Genomic DNA, 24,838 nt, shown 5'->3' with positions numbered 1-24,838 from the left:
GGTCATTGATTAGCTCCACCTCTTCAAAATACCAAAGCCTAGACATTGGTCTTAATCCCATTGATTCGTTTTCAAATAGAGAATAGCTTTAGAAATGTTGACGTCAACATAAAGAGTTTCAGTCCACTAGGCATGTGCCTTGGAGATGAATCAGGGACGAGTAAGCACAAAAGTTGATCCTGCTCATCAGAGACACCTCGGGATCATTCACAAGCCACTCCAGAAACCAAACGGCCTCGTCAATCGAGGAACCTGAATATAGGAGATTATAAGATGACCAATGAACTCACTGGAAAAGTTGCTGCCGTTACTGGCGCAGCATCAGGTATCGGGCTTGCCACTACCAAGGCCATGATTGACGCTGGTGCCAAAGTGGTCATGATTGATAGAGATGAGGCTGCGCTGAAAACCATCTGTGAAGAACTTGGCGAAGCTGCATTTCCCCTAGTTATTGACCTACTTGACCCACAGGACTGCGACACTCTCCTCTCACAAATCTTAGAGAAGGCAGGACAGTTAGATATCTTTCATGCTAATGCCGGTAGTTATATTGGCGGCGACTTGATCGACACCTCCCCTGCCGCCATCGACAGAATGTTGAACCTCAATGTTAATGTGGTGATTAAAAATGTCCATAACGTCTTACCCTACATGATCGAACGTCGCACGGGCGATATTATGGTGACAAGCTCCGTTGCGGGGCACTTCCCGGTTCCCTGGGAGCCAGTCTATGCTTCCTCCAAGTGGGCCATCAACAGTTTCGTTCAGACTACTCGTCGTCAGATCAACAAGCACGGTATTCGCATGGCGTCAGTCTCTCCTGGACCTGTAAATAGTGCGTTGCTCGCCGATTGGCCAGAAGAAAATCTGCGCAAGGCAAAAGAATCCGGCAGCATTATCGAACCAACGGATGTATCTGATGCGATTATGTTCATGCTTACTCGCCCCCGAAATGTAACCATCCGAGATATGGTTGTTTTGCCTAGCAACTTTGATATGTAAGAAGCATTCAATCCAGCAACTATTAAGGTGTTTCTTTAGCTTAATCAGATCAACCAGCCTTACAACCTCTTACAGTTTTGAATAAACACTTCGCATGAACGCTTTGATCATTTGTAAAATCCTAGAGGAATAGACATTGGTCGTATGACCGTTGACCAACCTCTAAAGGGCACATAGTCTTCAAATTGTTGACGTTAACATTAAGAGTTTTGTCAACATTGAAAAACCTTTAAGAGAAACAATAACAATCACGGAGTTAACAATGAAAATTAATAAGATCACCGCAAATTTTCGCAAAACGGCTCTTGTCGCCGCCTGCGCAGCCGCCTTTGTAGCAGGAACCGCAGCAGCCGATGAGCATACTCTGACAATCGGCATGTCCTTTCAGGAGCTCAACAACGAGTATTTTGTGACCATGCAGGAGGCACTCGAGACCGCCGCAGAGAGCCTGGGGGCTGAGGTGATTGTCACCGATGCACGCCACGATGTCTCCAAGCAGGTCAGCGACGTAGAGGACATGATCCAACGTGGCATCGATATCCTGCTGCTCAACCCTGCCGACTCCGTCGGGGTTGAAACGGCGGTGTTGTCTGCCCGAGAAGCAGGCGTCACCACGGTCGCGATCGATGCCCAGGCAGAGGGCCCAGTGGATGGCTTCGTGGGTTCCAAGAACTATGACGCAGGCTACTTAGCCTGCGAATACCTCGCCCAACAACTCGATGGTGAAGGTCAGGTAGCCCTACTGGATGGCATTCCGGTTGTGCCGATCCTGCAACGTATTGAAGGCTGCACCGACGCGCTTAATGAGTACGATGGCATCGAGATCGTAACCAAACAGAATGGCCGTCAGGAGCGTACCCATGCGATGACAGTCACCGAGAACATCATCCAGGCAAACCCGGATCTAAATGGTCTCTTCAGCGTCAACGACATCGGCGCGCTGGGCGCTCTGATAGCCATTGAGGCCAGTGGTCAGGACATCAAACTGGTCAGCGTCGACGGTCATCCCGAGGCAGTCGCAGAGATCCAGAAGGCTGATTCCCCGTTCATCGCCACCTCAGCGCAATATCCCGCAGACATGGTGCGTGTAGGGCTCGGCCTGGCGCTGGCTAAGCACTGGGGTGCAGAAACTGCGCCCGCGGAAATTCCCATCGACGTACAACTGATCGACCGCGACAAGGCCGCTGACTTTAGCTGGTAACCCCTCCCACCGACGATGATGACGTGTGCTGCCCCCTACGGGCGGCGCACGAGGGTATCCCTATGACTCCATTACTTTCCCTGAGACACATCTCGAAGTCATTTCCCGGGGTGAGGGCCCTCACGGATGTATCGCTCGATGTCCATGCTGGCGAGGTGCATGCTCTGCTTGGCGAAAACGGGGCCGGCAAGTCGACTCTGATGAAAATTCTCTGCGGCATCTACCGACAAGATGAAGGTGAGATCAACATCAATGGCGAGGTATGCAATTTCCATGGCTACCAAGACGCCCTCAACGCAGGCATCGGTATCATCTTCCAGGAATTCAGCCTGATCCCCGACCTGGACGCCGTGGATAATATCTTCCTTGGGCGTGAATTGCGTAACAGATTCGGGCTGCGAGACCGGCGCAGCATGATCGCCGAGGCGCAGCACCTGCTAGACCGCCTAAAGGTCTCGATCCCCTTAGACCGCCCCATCGCCGACTTGAGTGTCGCCGACCAGCAGTTCATCGAGATCGCCAAGGCCCTGTCACTGAAAGCGCGCATCCTGATCCTCGACGAGCCGACAGCAACCCTCACGCCTAGCGAAGCAGATCACCTGTTCACCATCATGCGAAAACTGCGCGAGCAACAGGTCGGCATGGTATTCATATCACACCACATGGAAGAGATATTCACCATCTGTGATCGTGTCACCGTGATGCGTGACGGTGAGAAGGTCGACGACTGCGACGTCGTCTCGACTACCCCCGACGACCTAATCGAGAAAATGGTCGGCCGCCGTGTTGAGAATCTTTATCCCGAACAGCGTAGCGATGCCGATTATAACGATGTGGTATTAGACATTGAATCCCTGCGCCTTGATGTCAATGGCCCCGAACACTCATTGAAGCTCTACCGCGGCGAGATCCTGGGCTTTGCTGGCTTAGTGGGGTCGGGCCGCACAGAACTGGCTATGGGGCTGATCGGTGCGACGCGCCCCGTGCATGCCAAAATCCTTATAGAGGGCAAGCCAACTAAACTCCTACACCCCGCCACCGCCCTGAAGCAGGGGATCGGCCTCCTACCGGAAAGCCGAAAGATCCAGGGATTAATCCTGCCGTTCTCGTGTCGCGAAAACATCACCCTGAACAATCTGACACAATTCCAGAGTGCTTTGCCACTGATCAAGCGCCGCCAAGAGTCCAGTACTGCCGCCGATCTGATGAAGGCAGTCCGCGTCAAGGCTCCCAGCCCCGAAACCCCAGTGGGCAATCTCAGCGGCGGCAACCAGCAGAAGGTTGTTATCGCCCGCTGGCTGGGCCACCAGTGTAAGGTGCTGATCTTCGATGAGCCCACCCGCGGCATTGACGTCGGCGCCAAGTCAGAGATCTACGCCTTAATGAAAGAGCTCACTGCCCGAGGCGTGTCGATCATCATGATTTCGTCCGAACTCCCGGAAATTCTTGGTCTATGCGATCGCGCAGCGGTCTTCTACCAGGGACAGATCGCCGCCGAACTGCAAGGCAACGATCTCAATTCACAATCCATCATGCATCACGCCACGGGGGGACTCAGCTCATGAGCCAGCTCGACTCAATACCCAGCAACACCCACCAGTCCCTCAAGATGCGGCTGGCCAGTTGGCGCCGTACTCCAATCTTCTACCCGCTGATCGGTTTCATCGTCGTTTTCATTGCCATGTCGACCATCAACGACAACTTTCTAACCATAAGCAACCAAGCCAATCTGGTGCGTCAGACCTCGATCATCGCCATCATAGCTGTGGGGATGAGCCTAGCTATTCTCACCGGCGGCATCGACCTTTCTGTGGGCCCGGTAATGGCCTTGTCGGGAACGGTAATGGCTGGGCTGATGGTGGCGGGGGTTCCTCCGTCGCTAGCCATCCTGCTAGGCGTATTGGTAGGTGCAGGTTTCGGAGCTTTCAATGGCTTTTTTGTTGCTTTTGCCGGCATGCCACCCATCATCGTCACTTTGGCCACTATGGGGATTGCCCGCGGGCTTGGCTTGATATACACCGGAGGCTACCCAATTTCTGGCCTCCCCCCGGAATTTGCCTTCTTTGGCCGCGGCAGCTTGGCCGGCATCGAAACCCCGATACTGATCATGATCAGCGTCTACGCACTCGGCTTTTTGCTGCTCCACCATACTGCGACCGGACGCTACCTGTATGCCATTGGCGGCAATGAGGAAGCGACTCGGCTATCCGGTATCCGAGTGTCCCGCTACAAGTTGCTGGTCTACACCCTGAGTGGCACGACTGCGGCCATTGCCGGGTTGATCTTGACCTCTCGGTTGATGAGCGGCCAACCCAACGCCGGGATCGGCTTCGAGCTCGACGCCATCGCCGCCGTAGTACTGGGCGGTGCCGCTATCACCGGTGGGCGAGGAATGATTCTAGGCACACTGGTAGGCGCCATGCTGCTTGGCGTGCTCAACAACGGCCTTAACCTGATGGGGGTATCGCCCTACCTCCAAAACGTTATCAAGGGCCTGATTATCTTGTTGGCGATCTACATTAGCCGCAAGCGGACTCCCTGAGACCCTGCTCATGCCGATCATGCATCGGCTAAATGCCAACCACAAATCGAGCGAGTGACGCTACATCATGAACTTCGAACTCCACAACCAACGCATCCTCGTTACGGGAGCGACCAGCGGCATCGGCCTCGATATCGCGCGGTCTCTGGCTGAACTCGGTGCCGAACTGGTGCTGTTTGGTCGCAACCGGGATCAGCTAGCCAAACTCGAGAAAGAGCTGGGGGCACGCACCCTGGCCGTAGACATCACCGATGAGGCCGCGGTTGTCGTGGCCTTCGCCGAGATGCCCGTCCTCGATGGCCTGGTCAATTGTGCCGGTATCTCGATCCTCGACGATGTCTTGGATTTCAAGGCGAAAGATATCGAGAACATTATGAACACGAACGTCACTGCCAGTGCCGTGGTGGCACGGGAAGCGGCTCGCCACATGATCGCGCACGGCCGTCAGGGCAGCATCGTCAACGTCTCAAGCCAAGCATCCATGGCCGCTCTGCCCGGCCACTTAGGCTATTGCGCGTCTAAAGCAGCCATGGATGCCATGACTCGCGTGCTGTGCCTCGAGCTGGGTTCCAAAGGTATCCGCGTCAACAGTGTCAACCCGACGGTGACCCTGACCCCCATGGCCGAACGTGCCTGGGCCGATCCCGCCAAGCGCAACCCGATGCTGGCCGCCATTCCCCTAGGGCGCTTTGCCACTCCCAGGGAAGTCGCCCTTCCGGTTGCCTTCCTTCTCAGCCCAGCCGCGTCGATGATCAGCGGAGCCTGCCTGCCGGTCGATGGTGGCTTCACGTCTCACTAGCCCCTTGTGTTAAAAGGAACCTGACATGTATATCGGTGTGGACTGTGGTGCTCAGAGCCTCTTGACGAGAGATCCCGAACCAACTCCGAACCCGACCGCATCGCTGCCTATGACCAGACCTATGCCCGTTACTGTCAGGCCTTGGCCAGTCATTACGGCTGAACACCAATCCCTATGCCTTACATAACCGACCACTTATTCGAGGAAGATACTTCATGACCCAACGACTCGACGCCCTTCGTCAGCACTCCATGGTGGTCGCAGACACCGGCGACCTTGACGCCATCAAACGCTATCAACCCCATGATGCCACCACCAATCCTTCGCTAATCCTCAAGGCTTTCGATCTGCCGGGCTACCAGGCACTGATCGATCAGGAACTCGCGGCGGTCAAGTCCACGGACAACGGCCGGCGAGAAGCGCATGCCGTAGATCGCCTTGCTGTGGCCATGGGCAGCGAGATCGCCAAGCTGGTGCCCGGCCGTGTTTCCACCGAGGTAGCCGCCAAGTTGTCCTTCGACACCCAGGCCAGCATACGCAAGGCCCACGAGCTGATTGAGCTCTACGAGCAACGCGGCGTGTCCAAAGATCGAGTGCTGATCAAGCTGGCATCAACCTGGGAAGGCATCTGCGCCGCCGAGGTGCTGGAGAAAGAGGGCATCAACTGCAACCTGACGCTGCTGTTCAGCGACGCCCAGGCCAAAGCTTGTTTCGATGCTGGCGTTTTCCTCGTCTCACCGTTCGTCGGCCGTGTCACTGACTGGTACAAAAAGGAGACTGGCCAGGATTTCCCCCCCGAGAACGACCCTGGAGTGCAATTCGTACGCGGCGTCTGCGAACGGGTCAGCCAGGGCGGCTTCGACACCGTGGTGATGGGCGCGAGCTTTCGCACTGTCGACCAGGTGCTGGCGCTCGCCGGCTGTCCCCGACTAACCATCTCACCTACGCTGCTTGAGGAACTCGCTACCGCAACGGGCGCGGTGGAACCCAAGGTGTTAATGACACGCAACGGTGGCCCTCGTCCTACCCCACTCTCAGAGTCCGCCTTCCGTTGGGATCACAACAAGGATGCCATGGCCAATGACAAACTGGCCGAGGGGATACGGCGCTTCGCCGATGATCAGGAACGCCTGGAGGAACTGATCGCCGACCGTTTGGCGACTCTCTGAGCTCGTAACCTGAACTGCAACTAGCCGCCGATTGGGAATCCTTACGCCAAGTCCGGCCAACCCGCTATGGGCCAACCGCCACCGCTTCGTGCTCTCCGAGGGTATGATGCACGACGAAAGCTGATGACTATCAGTTACCGCCGGAGGATATAAGTGTGGCGGAGATCACGACCTCACGGCCGGCGGCCATGGGATCCTCAATCTGTTCAAAGAGTATGCGAAATGCCTCGTGCCCTAACCGGTAGGTGTCATGCGCAGCACAAGGCACTGACACCTCGAAGATATCAGCATAAGGCAAACGGTCGACCCCCAATACCATCACATCGTCCCGAGACACACGTGCATCATGCAGGGCACGCATGGCGCCCAAAGTAATCAGCTGATTGAACCCAAACACGGCTTCGGGGAGTTTGCCCTGGCGTAGGTAATCGGCCATATCGCGATAGGCCGGTTGCAAGGTGTAGTCCCCGGGGCGCTGCTCCAACACTAAGGAGACGCCCGCCACGTCAAAGGCTGTCTTCAGGCCGATCAGCCGGTCTTGGGTGATCCGCGAGTCACGCGGCCCCGTCAACGTAAGCACCCGGCGGATGTCCTTCTTCACAAGCAGTTCACCAAGCAGACTCCCGGCAAGACGGTTGTCCAGTACCACACGGCTGAAGTCGGATACGTTCAAGGTACGATCCAGCATAACCACTGGTAAGCGGGTAGCACGCAAGCGATCAAGGTAAGCGGGGCGATAGGCGGCAGCGTCGGAGACGGGCGAAAGGATGATGCCGGCTACCTGATAGCTGAGCAGGGTTTCGATCGCCACTTCCTCGCGCTGTGGCGAGCCATCTGTATCAATCAGAATGATGGTGTAGTCACGCTCCTCGGCCGCACGAGAAACTGCCTTGATCACCTCGCTATAAAAGGGATTATCCACGCTTGCTGTGACTAGGCCAATCAGCCGGTTCTTACGACTCCGAAGATGGCTCGCAAAAGCATTAGGGACATACCCCAGTTCCTTCGCAGCGGCGAGGATCTTCTCCCGAGTCGCTACTTTCACCTTGTCAGGATTGTTCAAGGCACGCGACACCGTCATATTGGTCATGCCCACATGTTCGGCGATGTCGGTGATAGTAACCTTGTGGCGACTTACCATACTTTACTCTGTTGTGAATTTTATCGTTTTGATATGACCCCTCGCTGTACCCAACGAAGTAGCACCAGCGTCGTAAGGATACTACGCAAGGTCTGCTCACGAAAATGGGGATGATTTATGGATGTAACCTACCGGCAGGGATCCGAACCCTGGATAGGCTATTAACCTATGCCGGTTTTCAACACACCGAGGCTATGCTGCTACTTAATCTAACCAACTGATAATTTAATGTTTATTCGTTTGGTGCAACGTGACTCAATGGCATAAAAGGCACATAACGTGCTGTTACTCACGTCAGCAGAGGTGACGCGCTCAACTGTTCAGGAGCGCTCAATCGCCTCCCAAAATATCTATTCTCACCCCTGCCGACCTAAAACAGATTAATGAGGAGGAGATTGAAGGTGCAGAGTGATGACTTTATGACCGGTGAAGAGCTTGGCAATACGCTGCTGGCATCCATACGGCCAAATGAAGCAAGGCAAACCAGCTCGAGAGACACAAGTAGAAGTACTCAAGGCCGCAGAAATTCGCCATCGCATGGGGCTCTCTCAAGGAGAATTTGCTAAGCGCTGGACGTAAGCCCCAGTAGGCTTCGCGGCTGAGAACCACTGTGTGCCTACTGGAAATGTACGTACACTGCTACAAGTAGCTGAAAAACATCCTGAAGCGCTGACTGACCTCCCTTAATGAAGCAGGAAAGCCTTACACCTAAGCCTGGTTCATCTATATAAACAGTTGAAATTTAGCTGCTGTTAAAAAAACCAAAAAATCACCCTAACGCCCAATGAGGCTCGCCCTACTTGTTGCTAAGTCACTGGCAGATATGGCCTCTGTTAACGTCTGATGATTTATCCCCGCTATGCCGACGCCTATCCGCTTCCTGTTCGGCTAGGTCCTCGTTGAGTCAGCGTTTTGCCTCAGGCTGCCTTTAGATATCCCTCGCGAGAGACTCCGCGCAATACTAAATTTCGCCACCTAGGGGTAGGAAGATAATCGTAAAATCCATACCAAAGCGTTTATCAAGCTAGTAGCGCCCTTATCAGGCGGATCATTAAGTCAACGACCCACCACGGCCCAGGAATGGTTCAGCGGTAAATGCGGTTCAGCCGTGCAAGTACCCCCAAACTGACTTCGACAATCGGCGCGACTCACTTTCTCAGCGGCGATTAACGTAAATATGAGTACCACTCACCCTATCACCGCCATAATGCTGTACTATTACCTATTAATAACAAAATAATCTATTCTTATTCCTGAAATAAAAACTCACTTCTCAGGAGCTCGACATGTACAACGAAACTTCCCAACCAGTAATGCCACAAATTAACCGTCCTGCACCGGCTTTTACCGCGAAAACCACTCATGGTGAAAAGTCGCTCACTGACTATTTAGGTAAATGGCTGGTTTTATTCGCCCACCCGTCGGACTTTACCCCTGTATGCACCACGGAATATTCGGCATTTGCGAATTACGAAGAACAGTTCAAAGAGGTCAACACGGAGTTGCTGGGCCTTTCCATCGATAGCATCCACTCACACATCGCCTGGACACGCAGCATTAAAGATAACTTCGGGGTTGAAATTACCTTCCCGATTATTGCTGATCTCAACATGAAAGTGGCAAATGCCTACGGAATGATTCAGCCAGGTGCCAGCGACACCGCTGCGGTTCGCGCTACTTTTGTGATTGACCCAGAGGGTGTACTGCGTGCCATGTTGTACTACCCGATGACCAACGGCCGCTCGGTGGAAGAAGTGCTTCGCCTGGTTAAGTCCTTACAAACAAGCGATGAGCATGGGGTGGCGACACCAGAAGCTTGGTTGCCCGGCCAGCCAGTCATCGTTCCACCGCCCCACACCTCGCAAGATGCGGAAGCCCGTCAATCAGAAGGCTATGAATACACCGACTGGTACTTCTGTAAAAAGACACTTGAATGCTGAAAGCTCCTCACCCTGATATCCCTCAATTCTTAGGAGGACTACGCATGAATACCTTTAAGCTTTCAAAGCACACTGGAACAGGCAAGCCCGATGTCGCCGGTTTTTTTGACCCACGTACCTTTAGCATCCAGTACGTGGTGAGCGACCCCGCTACCAAGCAGTGTGCGATTATCGACCCCGTATTGGATTTTGACGAAAAGTCCGGCGCAACCGCGACCCACTGCGCCGATGAACTGCTGACCTATATCGAAAAAGAGGGGCTGTCGGTGGTGTGGATTCTCGATACCCACCCACACGCCGACCACTTCTCTGCAGCACACTATTTGAAAGAAAAAACAGGTGCTCCGACGGCTATTGGGCAGCATGTCACCAAAGTGCAGACACTTTGGAAGGAGATCTATCACTGGCCAGAAATGCCTACCGATGGCAGCCAGTGGGACACACTGTTTAGTGAAGGCGCCACCTTTAACATCGGTGAACTTAATGCTCGCGTACTTTACTCGCCCGGCCATACGCTGGCCTCGATTACCTATGTGATTGGCGATACGGCCTTCGTGCACGACACTCTATTCCAGCCAGACTTTGGTACCGCTCGGGCGGATTTCCCCGGTGGAGATGCCAAAGAACTGTGGCACTCCATTCAACAGATTCTATCGCTGCCCGCTAACACCCGGCTGTTTACCGGGCACGACTATATGCCCGATGACCGCGAGCCCCAGTGGGAAAGCACGGTCGCTGAGCAGCGTAAACATAACCCACACTTAGTCAACATGAGTGAAACGGGTTACCTCTCTCTACGCCACAAGCGCGATAGTGAATTGCCCATGCCCAAACTGATTTTGCACGCCCTACAGGTCAACACGCGTGGTGGAAGACTGCCGGAGCCTGAAGCTAATGGTAAGCGCTACCTAAAAATTCCTCTGGATGCCCTTGAAGGCGCCGCTTGGGATTAATAAGCCACTAATTTTCAGAACCTCTACGATAGAAGGAGCATGACCATGCAAACGCAGCCTTTAGAGACCGATGTCGAGATTACCTCGGCGCTCACGGTAGAAGAGCTTGAGCAAGTAAAAGCAAAAGGCTTCAAGACGGTTATTTGTAACTGCAAGCCTGGAGAAAGCGCTGAGTTTACGGGTGAAGACGCCTACCGTCGAAAAGCAGCAGACATTGGCCTTCAGTGGGTGCACATTCCTGTCACACCCGGTGACTATAGCCAAGCGGATATTTCCGCCTTTGCTGAGGCGTTACAGCAACTTCCCCGGCCTATTTTGGCTTTCTGCCGCACCGGTAAGCGGGCTACCCATCTATGGGCCTACGCTAAGCGTCAAACGGAGCAGTGCGACCTGGCTGAACTATTTGACGCTGCAAAAGCAGCAGGCTTCGATTTGGAAGAGCACCGACAAGGGCTCGAAGATCAACAAACCTAACAGTGCGACGACATTAGTCGTGATTACGCCATATCAGCAGGCGAGTACGTCACATGAGCATTGAGCGTTGGGTGCCACTGTTCGGCTGGCTACGCAGCTATAACCGGAAGCTACTCTCTCGGGATGCTCTGGCTGCGATAATTGTTACGCTAATGCTGGTGCCGCAGGCGCTGGCCTACGCTCTTTTGGCGGGGCTACCGCCGGAAATGGGCCTCTATGCCAGCATGCTGCCACTGGTTCTGTATGCCATTTTTGGTACCAGCGCTAGCTTAGCGGTGGGGCCTGTCGCCGTAGCGGCACTAATGACCGCTTCGGCGCTGAGTAATTTTGCTTCCCCTGGCAGCCCGGAATACATTGGGGCAGCGTTGGTGTTGGCGGCGCTTTCAGGTCTGATATTGATCGCCATGGGTGTGCTGCGGCTGGGTTTTTTAGTTAATTTCTTGAGCCATCCGGTAATTTCGGGATTTATAACGGCTTCGGGCATACTGATTGCGATTAGCCAGCTTAGACATATACTCGGCGTAGAAGCATCTGGCCATAACGTCATTGACCTTATAGGGGCGCTACTGAGCCAGTGGCAGCAGGTCAATATAACGACACTGCTGATCGGACTAGGAGTGTGGAGCTTTCTGCTAATGTGCCGCAAGCGGTTAAATACGTGGCTGACGGCTATCGGCGTTTCTGCCAGCATTGCCGGGCTCATCGTGAAAGCCGCTCCGATCTCGGCGGTGATTGTCACCACATTTCTGGCCTGGGGGCTAAACCTAGAGCAGCGTGGAGTAGCACTAGTTGGTGCGGTACCCAGCGGTCTACCTGCCCTTGCACTGCCCAACCTGGATCAATCGCTGTGGCTTAGCCTATTACCCGCAGCACTGCTGATTAGCCTGGTGGGCTTTGTGGAATCGGTATCGGTGGCGCAAACACTGGCTGCCAAGCGCCGCCAGCGTATAGATCCTAATCAAGAGTTAATGGCACTAGGCATGGCTAATCTGGGCGCTGGTATCAGCGGCGGCTCGCCGGTGTCTGGCGGTTTTTCCCGCTCGGTAGTCAACTTTGAAGCAGGCGCGGCAACACCGCTGGCCGGAGCATTCACGGCGCTGGGCATTATGCTTTCCACACTACTGCTAACCGACCTACTGGCATTCTTACCCACAGCGACCCTGGCAGCTACCATTATTGTGGCGGTCGGCACGCTGATTGACCTACCGGCGGTGAAACGTACTTGGCAATACTCCCGTAGCGATGGCTTGGCCATGGTGGCCACCCTACTGCTCACTCTGCTGCACAGCGTGGAGCTAGGCATTATAAGCGGCGTAGTGCTCTCGCTTGGGCTGCATCTATACCGTACCAGCCAGCCCCACAGCGCGGTGATTGGCCGCGTGCCGGGCACCGAGCACTTTCGTAACGTCAAGCGCCATCAGGTCGAAACCGATGAGAACGTTGCGATGCTGCGCATCGATGAAAGCCTATACTTCGCCAATGCCCGTTATTTGGAAGACACCGTCATGGCCTTGGCCGCCCGCTCACCCTCGCTTAAGCATATTGTGCTGACTTGCCAAGCAGTTAACGTGATTGATGCGTCTGCGCTCGAAAGCCTAGAGGCGATCAACGCGCGACTAAACGATTCAGGTGCCAAGCTGCACCTAGCGGAAGTAAAAGGGCCAGTGATGGATCGGTTACAACACACTGACTTCTGTCGCGAGCTAACCGGGCAGGTGTTTTTTACGACTTTTGATGCTTGGCAGGCACTGGCCCATCCCGCCGAAGCCAACTCACCACTCTTGCCAACACAACGAGAGGAGACAACGTCATGCAACAGCGACACGCCAAGATAGCCATTATTGGTGCAGGTAGCGCTGGCCTTAGCGCGTGGCACGCTGCACGCAAGCATACCGACGAGGTAGTACTAATAGAAGCAGGAACCTATGGCACGACCTGCGCCCGAGTGGGTTGCATGCCCTCTAAGCTACTCATCGCCGCTGCCAATGCAGCACACAATGCGCGCAAAGCGGAGATGTTTGGTGTCACTGCCAATCAGGTAGTGATCGATGGCGAAGCTGTTATGGCAAGAGTCAAACATGAGCGCGATCGCTTCGTCAGTAATGTACTGAAATCGATGAAAACGATTCCTGAATCCAACCTGCTGAGTGGCCACGCGCGTTTTATTGATCCACATACATTGGTCATAGATGAGCATACCCGGCTTACCGCCGAGGCCATCATCATTGCCACGGGTTCGCGGCCCACATGGCCAAAGCTGCTGGAAGGCGCTGGCGATCGGTTAATCATTAATGATGACGTGTTCAACTGGGAAACGTTGCCTGCATCAGTCGCTGTGATCGGTCCTGGCGTTATTGGCATGGAGCTTGGTCAAGCGCTTAGCCGATTAGGTGTGAGAACTCGTACGTTTGGCGTGGGGGGTGCGATTGGGCCTTTTCAATCTGAAAAACTCCGGCAACTGGCGGACGAGACATTCAATCGCGAGCTGTATCTGGATCCTGATGCCAATCTCGACAAGATTAAACATACCGATAACGCCGTTGCCATTACGTTTTTCGAACGTGACCGGGGGCAAAAACTCACCGAAACATTCGAGTATGTCCTGGCCGCAACAGGGCGTCGGCCCAACGTGGATCAGCTAGCCATCGAGCAGGCCGGACTCAAGCTGAATAAACACGGCGTACCTGAATTTAATCGCTTTACTTTGCAATGCCTAAGTACACAAAACACACCAAGCCATATTTTTATCGCAGGTGATGCAAATCAGTCGGTACCGCTACTGCACGAAGCCATCACAGAAGGCAAAATCGCAGGACGAAATGCCGCTCATTTGGATGATGTGCAAGTGGGTCAGCGTAACGTCCCCCTGGCGATTGTATTTACCGAACCCCAGATGGCAATTGTGGGTGAGAGTCGCGCTACGTTAGACACTCGTTATGGCGGCTGCGGCTGCATAGCTGAAGGCGGAGTTTCCTTTGCTGATCAAGGCCGTGCACTGGTCATGGGGGAACATAAAGGTTATTTCGAGCTATATGCGGAGCACGGCAGCGGACAGTTTTTAGGCGCGGAGCTATTCGGGCCCCAGGTTGAGCACATAGCCCATTTGCTTGCCTGGGCACTGGAGCAAAAGCTAACCGTCAGCCAGATGCTCGCTATGCCCTTTTACCATCCGGTACTTGAAGAGGGTTTAAGGTCAGGGTTGCGCGATTTACAGGCAAATCTCCAACAAGGGCCTGCCATTACTGAGCACTGTATGGAGTGTGGCCCAGGCGATTAAGGAAATGACTAAAATAACTAACCTCCCTCCCTAATCAGCCTCATTCATCTTGGCGGCCAAGTCCTGCATCTGCTTGCGGGGCTTTATTACACTAGGATAGCAATTTTAAGCGGCTAACCGCAGCGCAAAGCCAATAAGCAGCGTTCCAAACACCCATCGCTGAAATATTTGCCGTTTCTGCTGGCTGGCAAACCAGCGTTGCATCTGCGCTCCCAGGCAAGCATATAGCACATCATAGAGTAGCCCCACCCCCACTAGCACCGCCCCCAGTAAAGTGAACTGAAGTGCGACGGCACCTTGCTGGGTATGTATAAATTGGGGCAGTAACACCGAACAAAAAAGCAGCGATTTCGGGTTCAGCAAATTAGTTAGAAGCCCTCGACGCCAAGCTAGATAATAGCTGCCTTTGAGTGATGCTTGGTGATGATTACTATCAGAGCTATGCCGACTACGGATAAGTTGCACACCTACCCAAACCAGGTAAGCTGCGCCCAAGTAACGAACCACATCAAATAGCCACGGGGCGGCGGTAAATAGCGCCGCTAGACCCAACCCTGCTAATGCCACATGCAGCCCTCGGGCTATGCCTAGCCCTAGCGCTGTGGCTAGTCCATGACCACGCCCCTGAGAGCTACTGGTATGCAACACAAGCAACATATCGGGACCAGGAATTAGGTAAACAATGGCTAATGCACTAATAAAAAGACCAATTTCCATCGCTGCTTCCTTAAGGTCACAAATAGTGTCTTCGCAAGCGCTATGGTACCTTTAAAGAGATGAGCGTTTTCTTGCCATTTTGACTTTAAAAATGATATTTATTGGTATTTTGTGTCAATTTTTAACAGGAAAATAATCACTCATGCCAATTGGTCAGTTAGACGCTATCGACCGCCGCATTCTTGCATTGCTCCAAGGTGATGCCCGTTTAACGAATGTGGAGCTCGCGGAGAAAGTAAACTTGTCGCCATCTCCCTGTTTACGCCGAGTGCGACGCTTAGAAGCTAGCGGTATTATCCGTGGTTACCATGCTGAGCTTGATCGGCGAGGGGTCGGGCTTGAGCTAACGGTGTTTGTGGGTATCAAGGTTGAACGTCACCATGAAGAGCAGGCTAATGCCTTCCGTGAGGCAGTAGTCAATCTGCCAGAAGTCGTCACTGCGCACTTAGTCTCTGGGGAGTCTGATTTTTTACTGCAGGTGGTGGTACCTAGTTTGGCGGCTTATGAGGCGTTTCTAACGGGGACACTGCTTCGCCTACCTGGGGTGAGTGATATTCGCAGTAACTTTGCTATCCAGCCCGTGAAAGAGTATGGCACCTTACCATTAGCTAACAACAATAAGACCTAGTTGTGAAACTTATTGATAGTGGCGCGCTCGTTTGATGCAATTTAACGCTAAACCCACGAATACCCATATGAAAAGTGCTGAACCGGGTTAGTAGGCTTTGCTCGCAAACCGCTATACGACAGATGCTGTATGTGCTGCTAGTGACCTGTGCGCTAGCAGGCTTGATTGCGATTAGCTGGTTTTTGGATGGCGTGAATGCACACGTAGGCTCAGTTGCCGCCGCATTGGAATCCGTGAGCCATAGCGACTCGTGGCGCAATACCGCCCTATGGGGAGGGATTACTGGCTTAGCGCTATTTGCCGCCGTGTTGTTTTTACTGACTCGCCCTACCCTGCGCCAGAAGCACGCGCGCGTTGTCCTAACCTCTAGCCAGCCAGCACTGTTTGCCTGGGCATGGTTGCTAGGCCTCGTAGCCATACACATGGGCTGGATGTTCCGCTGGGTGGTGCTGATGGATGTTCAGCATGTGGCCCGCAACAGCGCAGGCTTTCATCACTACGGCATTCCCGCGGGCTCTTCCGGTATTTTAGGCATTGTTGGCACCTTCGGCCTCTGGCTCGCCGCTATTCTACTGATTGAACTGTTTATTCCCTGGCGGCAGGCCCAACAGGGCGGCCTTATAGCAACGCCCACTCACGCTACCCAAGATGCTTCTACTCATTCTCTCACCGCGAAAAAAGGAGCGTCTAGTCATGTCTAAGTCTACTCAAGATCCGTCACGCCGCCGTTTTCTAAAAGGCGCTGCCGCCGCTGGTGGTGCAGCCACCTTTGCCGTGGGCTATGCCGACCCATTGGCAAAAATGGCTAAGGGCATTACTGGTAGCGCGGGTGAAAAACCCAGGCACAATATTCATGGCAACTCGCTGACCCCAGAATACCGAGTCGATTTAGACACTGGCGAACTCACTTTGACCCCCGACCAGCGGGTCGCCTTCACTATTTGCTACGGTTGTACGACCCGATGCGGCGTGAGAGTAAGGATCGATGACACCCTTGGCGAAGTACTGCGGGTATCAGGCAATCCCTACCACCCGCTGTCCGCCGACGACCATTTACCCATGCGTACACCGGTGGCGGATGCACTGCGCAGTGTTAGCGCCTATGGCGAACAGGGCCAGATAAACCGCTCCACCGCCTGCGCCCGTGGCAATGCCATGATGAGCCAAATTACCAACCCTTTCCGTGTCGACCACTGTTTAAAACGAGTAGGCAAACGTGGCAGCCGTCAATGGCAGAAAATCTCCTTTGAGAAACTCATTGAAGAAATCTGCGAAGGCGGCGACCTGTTTAGCGAAGGCCACGTTGATGGACTGCGCGATATTCGCGATCACGACACACTGATCGACCCTGACAATCCTGAATATGGCCCCAAGGCCAACCAATTAATGGTGATGGAAGCCACTGACTACGGGCGCTCAGATCTACTCAAGCGCTTTACCCTCAATGCCTTTGCTACCCGCAATTATGGTCACCATGGCGCTTACTGCGGGTTGGCTTTCCGCATGGGATCTGGCGCGGTGATGAACAATATCGTCACCAACGCCCACGTTAAGCCAGATATCCAAAACGCACGTTTCATCATGTATATCGGCTGTGCGCCCAGCCAAGCGGGCAACCCGTTTAAGCGCCAAGGCCGCTTGATTGCCCAAGCCCGTGCAGCCGGTACATTGGATTACGTGGTGGTCGACCCAGCGCTCAATGCTGCCACCTCCCACGCAGCTGACAACAACCGCTGGGTGCCTATTCGTCCTGGGACAGACAGCGCTTTTGCCATGGCAATCATTCAGTGGCTACTTGACAACCAGGGCTATGCTAGCGACTTCCTAGCCCTGCCCGGCAAAGCCGCCGCCGATGCAGCGGGCGAAACCACCCACTCCAACGCCACTCATTTGGTAATTGACACTTATGAACACCCGCGCAGAGGTTATTTTCTTCGCGCCAGCGACCTGGGCCTAGCGGAAGCGGGTAGCGATGCTGACTCGCCGGTGGTAGTGGCCAATGGCGAACTCGCGCTAAGCGAAGAGGTGATGACCGCCGAGCTCTTAGCCGAACGTCCGGTTGAGCTTGCCGATGGCACCACCGTGACCGTCAAAAGCAGTCTGACGTTGCTAAGCGAATCTGCCCACGAGTACGACCTAGATACCTACGCAGAACATTGTGGCATTCCAAAGGCGACGATTATTGAATTGGCCAGCCGCTATGCCAGCCATGGCAGAAAAGCCGCTGTTAACTGTCACGGCGGCATGATGTCGGGTAACGGTTTCTACGCCGCGTTTAGCGTGCAAATGCTGAACCTACTGGCGGGCAACTACAACATGAAGGGTGGCAGCGCCGTGGGCGGCGGCACTTACAGCGGTACCGGCGAGGGCCCACGCTACGATTTAGCCAACTTTCCTGGTAAGCGCGCGCCGCAGGGGGTATTTCTATCCCGCTCGCGCTTCCCCTACGAAAAGTCTTCCGAGTATCAGCGCAAAGTCGCCGCAGGCGAAAACCCTTACCCGGCTAGAGCGCCGTGGCGCTCGTTGGCGCCGCCGACGCTCACAGAGCACCTACCCTCGGCACTAGATGGCTATCCTTACCCCATCAAAGCGGTGATTGGCTGTATGGCTAACCCGATTTATGGTCAGGCTGGCCTAAAAGGCGTCATTGTCGATAAGCTGAAAGACCCCAAACGGCTGGGACTCTTTGTTGCCGTGGATGGCTTTATCAATGAAACCAACCGCTACGCCGACTACATCGTCCCTGATTCTGTGATGTATGAGGTGTGGGGCTTTACGGGCGCGTGGAAAGGCACCCTGGGCAAGCTGACCACCGCCTGCTGGCCCGTGGTGGAGCCGCGCCAGCAAAAAACCGCTGAGGGCGAACCGGTGTCTATGGACAGCTTTTTTATCGCTGTGGCCAAACGGCTTGGCCTGCCCGGCTTTGGCGACAACGCAATTCCCGATGCCCAGGGCAATCTGCACCCGCTCAATCGCGCAGAGGATTATTATCTGCGGGCCGCGGCCAATATCGCTTTTCAAGAAGAACCCTTGCCAGAAGCCGACGATGCTGATGTTGCCCATGGAGGCATTGCCCCACTGGTGCCTAAAATCGCACGAACGCTAAAAACTGATGAACGCGCTCGAGTAGCCTATCTGTATGCCCGGGGTGGACGCTTTGAAGATGCCAGCGAGCACTTCATAGGTGAAAAATTGAAATACCAGTGGAAGCAAACGCTATGTGTTTACAACGAATCAGTCGGCACCAGCATTGATACCACTAATGGCCTGCCCAATAGCGGCGTCCCCTGCCATAAGCTACCTCAGATGGCGAACATGCAACCCATGCGCGAGGTGTTTTCGGAGCAAGAGTGGCCGCTGTTGGCGTTCTCGTTCAAATCCAACCTGATGAACTCTTACGCTATCGGCAGTGAGCGGCTGCGTATGATCAAGCCTTACAACCCGATACAGATGCACCGCCAAGACGCAGAGCGCTTTGGTATCCAGCACGGCGATACCATTCGCATAGAAAGCCCTGGCGGAAGCGTGGTCGGGTTGGCGCTAGTCAGTGAAAGCGTAATACCTGGTGCCTTGGGCATTGAGCACGGCTATGGCCACCGGGATTTAGGCGCAACGCCACATATTATCGACGGTGAATCTCAACCGGATATGCCTTGGATGCGCGCGGGTATCAATATCAACGATCTAGGCTTTAAAGACCCCACGAGGAATGTGGATGGCACTTGGCTTGAGCCCATCAGCGGGGCCAGCGTGCGCCAGGGTTTGCCGGTAAGGGTTAGTCGAGTTTAGCTGATAATCGTTTTTCAGAGCTGATGGATCATTCGGTGGGAATTGCTGCAGAGCTTCCTACCGAATGAGTGATGAAGCTCATTGATACATTTTCAAAATCTACTTCTGACTGTTTATAAAGGGCATTTCTGTTAAGTAAGACAAAATGTTTATGGCTTTCTTACGCAAAAAGCACATAATTGAATAAGTATATTCCCAAAAGAAATATATCAGCACGCGTTGAAGGAGTCTGCCATGCAAAAATCACCGTTTGTGACCCCTCTGAAAACCAGTCTCAAAATGGTGTCATAAAATAGGGTTTGACTTATGAACCTATACTGCTATTATGACACCACGTTTTTGAAACCATCTTGGTAACAACCAGAAAGGGGCACGACATGGCACGCACTTTTTTATACAGCAGGGTCAGCACCAACGACCAAACCACCACAAACCAGATTCAAGAAGTTCAAGCTGCTGGTTTTGACATTCCAGAGTATCGGGTGATGGAAGAGACAGTTAGCGGCTCTACATGTGCCTCAGAGCGCAAGGGGTTCCAGAAGCTATTAGAGCGCATGGAGCAAGGGGATGTTCTGGTTGTCACTAAGCTGGATAGGCTGGGTCGTAATAGTATTGATGTTCAATCAACAGTAAAGATGCTTGAAACCAAGGGGATTAGAGTTCACTGCCTAGCTCTTGGTGGAGCTGACCTTACCTCTCCAGCCGGAAAGATGGTTATGTCTGTTCTATCCTCAGTGGCAGAGTTTGAGCGTGACTTACTGATAGAGCGCACTCAGGCAGGCTTGCAGCGTGCACAGAGTCAAGGCAAGGCCCTAGGGCGTCCTGTTGCCACCTCAGCTAAAGAGGTACAAGCCCTCAAAGCTGAAGGCCAGAGTCAGAGTCAGGTGGCTCAGAGCCTTGGTGTCAGTCTATCCACTGTGAAGCGCCTTTGGAGCAAAGCAGCCTAACCGGCTATTACCGGTTTGACACCAGCCCCTACCAACCCTCCGATACTGGTATTCCAGTAATGGGGGAAAGGCGGGAAATCCCGCTATTACCCAGATATAAGCAATAATAGACTGTAAACTGCGAAGACCGCGCTATTAGCTCTACAGGTTCGCAGAGTTAAAGGGACTGATTAGTCCCTTTTAAATGGACAGATTTGTCCATTTTAATAGCAGGATTTCCTGCTTCTATTTTCCAAACAAGGGCGCAACAGTGCCCCCACGCTGTAATGAAGCTTATACACCCTGCTGAAAGGCCGTACAAGCCGCTCTAGCCCCTACCCAGTAGGGTAGCCTACCTAACACCCTTATCGTAGCCCCTACACGCTCACAGGAGCTTCTAGGGCTATGCTCGATATTTTAGGCAACTAGGCTGCTAGGTGGGGTGGTATATGGTGGTGGGCTTAGCACCGATGCTCACCCGCCAGATATTCCACTGGGTCAAAGCACCTATCTGTGCTTAGCCCATAGACATGAAGAGTAGTGAAAAAAGTGGTGAAATTGAGTAGTGAAATTGGCAAACAAAAAACCCCGCAATCTATTGATTTACGGGGCTTTTTTAATAGTGGCGGAGGGACAGTCCGCATACTATATGTACAACAGCATCCAAAATTATACAACAAGCCACTGATTTATAATAAATTAATAGTCGATACAGTCCAGCCACACCCACTCACATACAACGTAAAACAGATTTAAAGTATGGGCTGATGTATGGGCTAAAATGTGGTACGTTAAAAACATACTTCGGGGATAGCGGCTATGGGCAAACTCACGACAAAAGGCGTTCAAAAGCTGGTCAAGGAGTCAAACCATGGCATGACCAATGATGGGGATGGTTTGTACCTCAAAATTGGCAAAGGTGGCGGCGCAAGCTGGATTTACCGTTTTCGATGGAATGGCAGGTTACGTGACATGGGTCTTGGTAGTTATGCTGACAAAACACTATCAAACGCACGCGAATCAGCCGCAGAAAATCGAAAGCTCGTCAAACAAGGCATCGACCCACTGGCTGTTCGTGAGCAGAAAAATGAAAAAAAGTCCGTGACTGTAACGGTTACCCACTGCGCAGCACGATATATTCAATCCCACCGTCGCAGCTGGCGAAATGCCAAGCATGCACGTCAGTGGGTAAGCACTCTTAAAACATACGTGCGCCCGGTAATAGGAAACCTACCCGTAGAAGAGGTCACCACTCAGGATATATTGAAGATCCTCACGCCTATCTGGACAGTCAAGAATGAAACAGCTAAGCGTGTTCAAGGTCGAATTGAAAACATATTAGACTTCGCCGCAGCTCATGAGTATCGCGACCAGGTCAACCCTGCCCGCTGGCGTGGCCATCTCGATAAACTCTTAGCTAAGCCGTCAAGGGTTCAAAAGGTGAATCACCATCCTGCTATGCCTTATGATCAGGTAGCGACATTTATAGGTTCCGTTCAGCTCTATAAAAGCATGTCATCAAAAGCACTACTATTTTTGATACTGACAGCCACACGTACCTCAGAGGTGCTCAACGCTGAGTGGAAAGAGATCGACATTGGAAAAGCTACTTGGCAAATACCAGCAGAGCGCATGAAAGCTAATCGAGAACACAGAGTGCCACTATCTAAGCAGGCAATTGATCTTTTACTGAGTCTCTCTCGCGTGAAAGGCAATAGCTTTATTTTCCCGGGAATGAAAGCGGGTCGACCACTATCCAATATGTCGCTTCTGCAATTTATGCGTGGGCTAGGTTACGGGCCTAGTGGTGAAAAAGGCAATTATGTGCCCCACGGATTCCGCTCAAGCTTTAGGGATTGGACAGGCGAGGTAACGAGCTATCCAAGGGATGTAGCTGAAATGGCACTGGCTCATGCAATTGAGAATAAAGTTGAGGCCGCCTATCGTCGAGGAGACCTTTTTGAAAAGCGCCGAGCTATGATGCAGCACTGGGCCGATTACACTTTTTTGGTATAACAGCTAGGCCTTATCATTGATCCGCCAATTATCCCGTGTAATAAGCATTTGGTGACTGAAAGGTAGTCGAATACCTCATTGCACGTCCGCAAGCGAGACGCCTATCGTTAAACTACTTTTGAACACTACGCGTTCGTAGTGTTGCAACGACACGATAAATACCGTTTATCAACCGGTAACCGACATCTGAATTGATGACACCTTATGGTTGCTGGTGAATGGGCGTAGTGCTTTCTCCCATTATTGATATCAATCCCAACAATTCACGTAGTTAAGCCACCACACCAAATACCCGCCCTATGCCGGATGTGATGGCCATAGCAAGTGCACCCCAAAACATGACTCGCAAAGCAGCCTTGAGCGTTGGCGTCCCACCTGCCCGCGCGGCAACGGCCCCCAATAAGGCTAGAAAATATAATGAACATAGCGATCCCAACACCGCAAGCTGCGTTAGCGGCCACAATGGCTAGCCCCAGTCCACTGCGCTGCTGTTTACTGGCGCGCCAGAATCGATGCGTTAATTTGCGCTATCAACACCTGAGCCTTGGTCGCTAACGCTAAAAGTGAGACGACGCTCCCCTGACTCCCACTGCGCATCAACGTTAACGTGGGCATCGCAAGAGCAACATCAGGCCAGTGGGATGGCTCTATAAAGCGGACTTGTTTGTCGTACAAGCTATTTGCCGGGGCATGTTAGGCCACATCTGCGACGCGACTAGCTTGGCCATAATCAAAACGCACACGCACCTCTAGACGAGCCAGAGTGAGTAACTGGTCAAGGGTTTAGCTCAACCGCACAACGCACTCTTGAGCATAGTTGAGCGATGTTATTGCAGCCTGACTTTCGACCCTGCGAGCCATTTGCAGGTGGGTTTTGATTACAGTCAGCGGAGGCATGGTTTGTAAAGCGCTGCTCGCGGATAATGGCTTGCTGTACACACTCAAGAAGCGTATTTGAGGTTTCAATTAGCGGACGAGTCTCTTTAGGGAGGCCATACGTAGCGACCGGGGCGAGTGCATCGGGTAATCCGCGATCAAGAATGACCAAATCACTGGTCACCGCTCGCACCGCCTGACGGGCGTTAACCCAGTGTTTAGACAAATAAAAACACCCTTGCGGTGAAGGCAAGGGCGTGGGCATGGCAATCGCCGAATAAGGACGAATGGCTAGGCGAGACGCTTAGCGGCAAACCACCCCAACACCATGGTCACCAGCATGGCCAATAGCGGTAAGGAAAGACCGCCGATGGAGGCAATCGCTGGCCCTGGGCAGTAGCCGGAAAGTCCCCAGCCAATGCCAAACAGGGCCGCGCCCCCTAACAACTTCGCATCTAACTCTCGTTTGGTCGGTAACTGAAAGACGCCACCCAGCAGTGGAGCAGTACGCTTGAATACCAGCCGATAGCCGATAAAGGTGGTAACGACGGCCCCGCCCAATACGAACATCAGCGTTGGATCCCAGGCACCCGCTACGTCTAGAAATCCCACTACTCGCGCGGGGTCCGTCATGCCTGAAACAGCCAAACCAATACCGAAAAGTAGCCCCGCCGCATAGCCTGCCGCCGTTTTTATCCAACTGCTCTTGTTTGACTGACTCATTGAACTATTCATTGAACGCCACCTAAACCTAGCAAGTGGCGCGAGATATAAACGGTCACTAGCCCCGTCACTAAAAACATACCGGTGGCCGCCATGGAGCGTGGCGCCAAGCGCGCCAGTCCGCATACGCCATGGCCGCTGGTACAGCCACTGCCCAGCCCCGTGCCTACGCCCACTAACAGCCCAGCCACTAGCATTAACCCTACACCTCCTACTGATGCGCCGATCACCTCGCCAGGGCTACCGGCAACGTTGCCCAAACCACCACCAAAAGCCATAAGCAAAAGCGGGCCGCTAATCAGCCCTAACAGAAAAGCCACTCGCCAAGCGCTATCGCCCTTGGGGCGTTGTGTTATCAAATTGCCCACGATGCCACTGATACCCGCAATACGCCCTAGCGTTGCCATCAGCCAGGTAGCGGAAAGCCCGATCAACACACCCCCAACCAGCCCTTGTAAGCCTGCTGTCCAATCCACTGGTGACTCCTTAGATCGCACTCAAACCGTTAGAAAAAATTAATCGGCACTTTGAGATAGACGGTGCCGTTCTCTTCCGCCGGAGGCAGCTCCCCTGCACGCATATTGACTTGCACAGAGGGAATAATGAGCTTCGGCATGCCTAAGGTGGCGTCGCGCTCAGTGCGCATCTTCACGAACTCGTCTTCG

At 53.3% G+C, this 24,838-nt stretch carries 21 protein-coding genes and 1 pseudogene; 16 read left to right on the top strand and 6 right to left on the bottom strand.

Annotated features, from left to right (window positions below; all coding sequences use genetic code 11):
• Nucleotides 1-273: 273 nt before the first annotated feature.
• The 6 genes from HALA3H3_RS20500 to tal all read left to right on the top strand — a co-directional run bounded on the left by HALA3H3_RS20500 (nt 274) and on the right by tal (nt 6,713).
• Nucleotides 274-1,002 (top strand): SDR family oxidoreductase, encoded by a 729-nt coding sequence (locus tag HALA3H3_RS20500; protein WP_022523415.1) that lies wholly within the window; start codon nt 274-276, stop codon nt 1,000-1,002.
• Between the two features lie 262 nt (nt 1,003-1,264).
• A complete protein-coding gene (locus HALA3H3_RS20495; protein WP_022523414.1) occupies nt 1,265-2,203 on the top strand; it encodes an ABC transporter substrate-binding protein in 939 nt (312 codons plus the stop codon).
• A gap of 62 nt (nt 2,204-2,265) precedes the next feature.
• A complete protein-coding gene (locus tag HALA3H3_RS20490; protein ID WP_022523413.1) occupies nt 2,266-3,768 on the top strand; it encodes a sugar ABC transporter ATP-binding protein in 1,503 nt (500 codons plus the stop codon).
• Complete coding sequence (locus HALA3H3_RS20485; RefSeq protein WP_022523412.1) at nt 3,765-4,745, top strand: ABC transporter permease; 981 nt, start codon at nt 3,765-3,767, stop codon at nt 4,743-4,745. The genes HALA3H3_RS20490 and HALA3H3_RS20485 overlap by 4 nt, the downstream gene beginning before the upstream one ends.
• Before the next feature lie 67 nt (nt 4,746-4,812).
• Nucleotides 4,813-5,544 carry an SDR family oxidoreductase gene (locus HALA3H3_RS20480; RefSeq protein WP_022523411.1) on the top strand — a complete coding sequence of 244 codons (732 nt, stop codon included), beginning with the start codon at nt 4,813-4,815 and terminating at the stop codon, nt 5,542-5,544.
• 215 nt (nt 5,545-5,759) lie between these two features.
• Nucleotides 5,760-6,713 (top strand): transaldolase, encoded by a 954-nt coding sequence (tal, locus tag HALA3H3_RS20475; RefSeq protein WP_022523410.1) that lies wholly within the window; start codon nt 5,760-5,762, stop codon nt 6,711-6,713.
• A gap of 130 nt (nt 6,714-6,843) precedes the next feature.
• On the opposite strand, the gene HALA3H3_RS20470 is transcribed toward tal, so the two are convergent.
• On the bottom strand, nt 6,844-7,854 hold the full coding sequence (locus tag HALA3H3_RS20470; protein ID WP_022523409.1) for a LacI family DNA-binding transcriptional regulator: 1,011 nt from the start codon (nt 7,852-7,854) through the stop codon (nt 6,844-6,846).
• A 1,286-nt stretch (nt 7,855-9,140) separates the two neighbouring features.
• On the opposite strand from HALA3H3_RS20470, the gene HALA3H3_RS20465 reads away from it, so the two are divergent.
• From HALA3H3_RS20465 to HALA3H3_RS20445, 5 genes are read left to right on the top strand one after another with little or no spacing between them, the layout of a single operon-like run.
• Entirely contained in the window at nt 9,141-9,794 is a 654-nt protein-coding gene (locus HALA3H3_RS20465) for a peroxiredoxin (RefSeq protein ID WP_022523406.1), read from the top strand.
• A 44-nt stretch (nt 9,795-9,838) separates the two neighbouring features.
• Nucleotides 9,839-10,747 (top strand): MBL fold metallo-hydrolase, encoded by a 909-nt coding sequence (locus HALA3H3_RS20460; RefSeq protein ID WP_022523405.1) that lies wholly within the window; start codon nt 9,839-9,841, stop codon nt 10,745-10,747.
• Nucleotides 10,748-10,792: 45 nt separating this feature from the next.
• Nucleotides 10,793-11,221, top strand: coding sequence for a protein tyrosine phosphatase family protein (locus HALA3H3_RS20455; protein WP_022523404.1), 429 nt, complete (start codon nt 10,793-10,795; stop codon nt 11,219-11,221).
• A gap of 53 nt (nt 11,222-11,274) precedes the next feature.
• Nucleotides 11,275-13,056 (top strand): SulP family inorganic anion transporter, encoded by a 1,782-nt coding sequence (locus HALA3H3_RS20450; RefSeq protein WP_022523403.1) that lies wholly within the window; start codon nt 11,275-11,277, stop codon nt 13,054-13,056.
• A complete protein-coding gene (locus tag HALA3H3_RS20445; RefSeq protein WP_022523402.1) occupies nt 13,032-14,498 on the top strand; it encodes a dihydrolipoyl dehydrogenase in 1,467 nt (488 codons plus the stop codon). The genes HALA3H3_RS20450 and HALA3H3_RS20445 overlap by 25 nt, the downstream gene beginning before the upstream one ends.
• A 105-nt stretch (nt 14,499-14,603) precedes the next feature.
• On the opposite strand, the gene HALA3H3_RS20440 is transcribed toward HALA3H3_RS20445, so the two are convergent.
• Nucleotides 14,604-15,215 (bottom strand): LysE family translocator, encoded by a 612-nt coding sequence (locus HALA3H3_RS20440; RefSeq protein WP_022523401.1) that lies wholly within the window; start codon nt 15,213-15,215, stop codon nt 14,604-14,606.
• Between the two features lie 142 nt (nt 15,216-15,357).
• Here HALA3H3_RS20440 and HALA3H3_RS20435 point away from each other — a divergent pair, with 142 nt between their 5' ends.
• The 5 genes from HALA3H3_RS20435 to HALA3H3_RS20415 all read left to right on the top strand — a co-directional run bounded on the left by HALA3H3_RS20435 (nt 15,358) and on the right by HALA3H3_RS20415 (nt 22,574).
• On the top strand, nt 15,358-15,843 hold the full coding sequence (locus HALA3H3_RS20435) for an Lrp/AsnC family transcriptional regulator (RefSeq protein ID WP_022523400.1): 486 nt from the start codon (nt 15,358-15,360) through the stop codon (nt 15,841-15,843).
• 140 nt (nt 15,844-15,983) lie between these two features.
• Complete coding sequence (locus tag HALA3H3_RS20430; protein WP_238326098.1) at nt 15,984-16,544, top strand: polysulfide reductase NrfD family protein; 561 nt, start codon at nt 15,984-15,986, stop codon at nt 16,542-16,544.
• Nucleotides 16,537-19,632 (top strand): molybdopterin dinucleotide binding domain-containing protein, encoded by a 3,096-nt coding sequence (locus HALA3H3_RS20425; protein ID WP_053857052.1) that lies wholly within the window; start codon nt 16,537-16,539, stop codon nt 19,630-19,632. The genes HALA3H3_RS20430 and HALA3H3_RS20425 overlap by 8 nt, the downstream gene beginning before the upstream one ends.
• Before the next feature lie 377 nt (nt 19,633-20,009).
• Entirely contained in the window at nt 20,010-20,579 is a 570-nt protein-coding gene (locus HALA3H3_RS20420) for a recombinase family protein (protein WP_022523397.1), read from the top strand.
• 798 nt (nt 20,580-21,377) lie between these two features.
• Nucleotides 21,378-22,574 carry a tyrosine-type recombinase/integrase gene (locus HALA3H3_RS20415; RefSeq protein WP_022523395.1) on the top strand — a complete coding sequence of 399 codons (1,197 nt, stop codon included), beginning with the start codon at nt 21,378-21,380 and terminating at the stop codon, nt 22,572-22,574.
• Nucleotides 22,575-22,845: 271 nt separating this feature from the next.
• Here HALA3H3_RS20415 and HALA3H3_RS26780 read toward each other — a convergent pair whose 3' ends face one another.
• The 4 genes and pseudogenes from HALA3H3_RS26780 to HALA3H3_RS27490 all read right to left on the bottom strand — a co-directional run.
• A complete protein-coding gene (locus HALA3H3_RS26780) occupies nt 22,846-23,013 on the bottom strand; it encodes a VIT1/CCC1 transporter family protein (protein ID WP_370657681.1) in 168 nt (55 codons plus the stop codon).
• 728 nt (nt 23,014-23,741) lie between these two features.
• Entirely contained in the window at nt 23,742-24,173 is a 432-nt protein-coding gene (locus HALA3H3_RS20410; RefSeq protein ID WP_035538505.1) for a DUF6691 family protein, read from the bottom strand.
• An 8-nt stretch (nt 24,174-24,181) separates the two neighbouring features.
• Nucleotides 24,182-24,649 (bottom strand): YeeE/YedE family protein, encoded by a 468-nt coding sequence (locus HALA3H3_RS20405; RefSeq protein ID WP_022523392.1) that lies wholly within the window; start codon nt 24,647-24,649, stop codon nt 24,182-24,184.
• Nucleotides 24,650-24,678: 29 nt separating this feature from the next.
• A pseudogene (locus HALA3H3_RS27490) lies at nt 24,679-24,838 on the bottom strand (MBL fold metallo-hydrolase); the annotation flags it as partial.

This window comes from Halomonas sp. A3H3 (genome assembly GCF_000982975.1).
Taxonomy (GTDB): Bacteria; Pseudomonadota; Gammaproteobacteria; order Pseudomonadales; family Halomonadaceae; genus Vreelandella; species Vreelandella titanicae.
This window is presented reverse-complemented; position numbering and strand designations above follow the sequence as displayed.

Coding starts and splice junctions, on each gene's coding strand:
- HALA3H3_RS20465 (WP_022523406.1), top strand. CDS start 9,141: ATGTACAACGAAACTTCCCAACCAGTAATGCCACAAATTAACCGTCCT.
- HALA3H3_RS20500 (WP_022523415.1), top strand. CDS start 274: ATGACCAATGAACTCACTGGAAAAGTTGCTGCCGTTACTGGCGCAGCA.
- HALA3H3_RS20425 (WP_053857052.1), top strand. CDS start 16,537: ATGTCTAAGTCTACTCAAGATCCGTCACGCCGCCGTTTTCTAAAAGGC.
- HALA3H3_RS20470 (WP_022523409.1), bottom strand. CDS start 7,854: ATGGTAAGTCGCCACAAGGTTACTATCACCGACATCGCCGAACATGTG.
- HALA3H3_RS20460 (WP_022523405.1), top strand. CDS start 9,839: ATGAATACCTTTAAGCTTTCAAAGCACACTGGAACAGGCAAGCCCGAT.
- HALA3H3_RS20420 (WP_022523397.1), top strand. CDS start 20,010: ATGGCACGCACTTTTTTATACAGCAGGGTCAGCACCAACGACCAAACC.
- HALA3H3_RS20490 (WP_022523413.1), top strand. CDS start 2,266: ATGACTCCATTACTTTCCCTGAGACACATCTCGAAGTCATTTCCCGGG.
- HALA3H3_RS20435 (WP_022523400.1), top strand. CDS start 15,358: ATGCCAATTGGTCAGTTAGACGCTATCGACCGCCGCATTCTTGCATTG.
- tal (WP_022523410.1), top strand. CDS start 5,760: ATGACCCAACGACTCGACGCCCTTCGTCAGCACTCCATGGTGGTCGCA.
- HALA3H3_RS20485 (WP_022523412.1), top strand. CDS start 3,765: ATGAGCCAGCTCGACTCAATACCCAGCAACACCCACCAGTCCCTCAAG.
- HALA3H3_RS20455 (WP_022523404.1), top strand. CDS start 10,793: ATGCAAACGCAGCCTTTAGAGACCGATGTCGAGATTACCTCGGCGCTC.
- HALA3H3_RS20480 (WP_022523411.1), top strand. CDS start 4,813: ATGAACTTCGAACTCCACAACCAACGCATCCTCGTTACGGGAGCGACC.
- HALA3H3_RS20495 (WP_022523414.1), top strand. CDS start 1,265: ATGAAAATTAATAAGATCACCGCAAATTTTCGCAAAACGGCTCTTGTC.
- HALA3H3_RS20450 (WP_022523403.1), top strand. CDS start 11,275: ATGAGCATTGAGCGTTGGGTGCCACTGTTCGGCTGGCTACGCAGCTAT.
- HALA3H3_RS20410 (WP_035538505.1), bottom strand. CDS start 24,173: ATGAGTCAGTCAAACAAGAGCAGTTGGATAAAAACGGCGGCAGGCTAT.
- HALA3H3_RS20445 (WP_022523402.1), top strand. CDS start 13,032: ATGCAACAGCGACACGCCAAGATAGCCATTATTGGTGCAGGTAGCGCT.
- HALA3H3_RS20415 (WP_022523395.1), top strand. CDS start 21,378: ATGGGCAAACTCACGACAAAAGGCGTTCAAAAGCTGGTCAAGGAGTCA.
- HALA3H3_RS20440 (WP_022523401.1), bottom strand. CDS start 15,215: ATGGAAATTGGTCTTTTTATTAGTGCATTAGCCATTGTTTACCTAATT.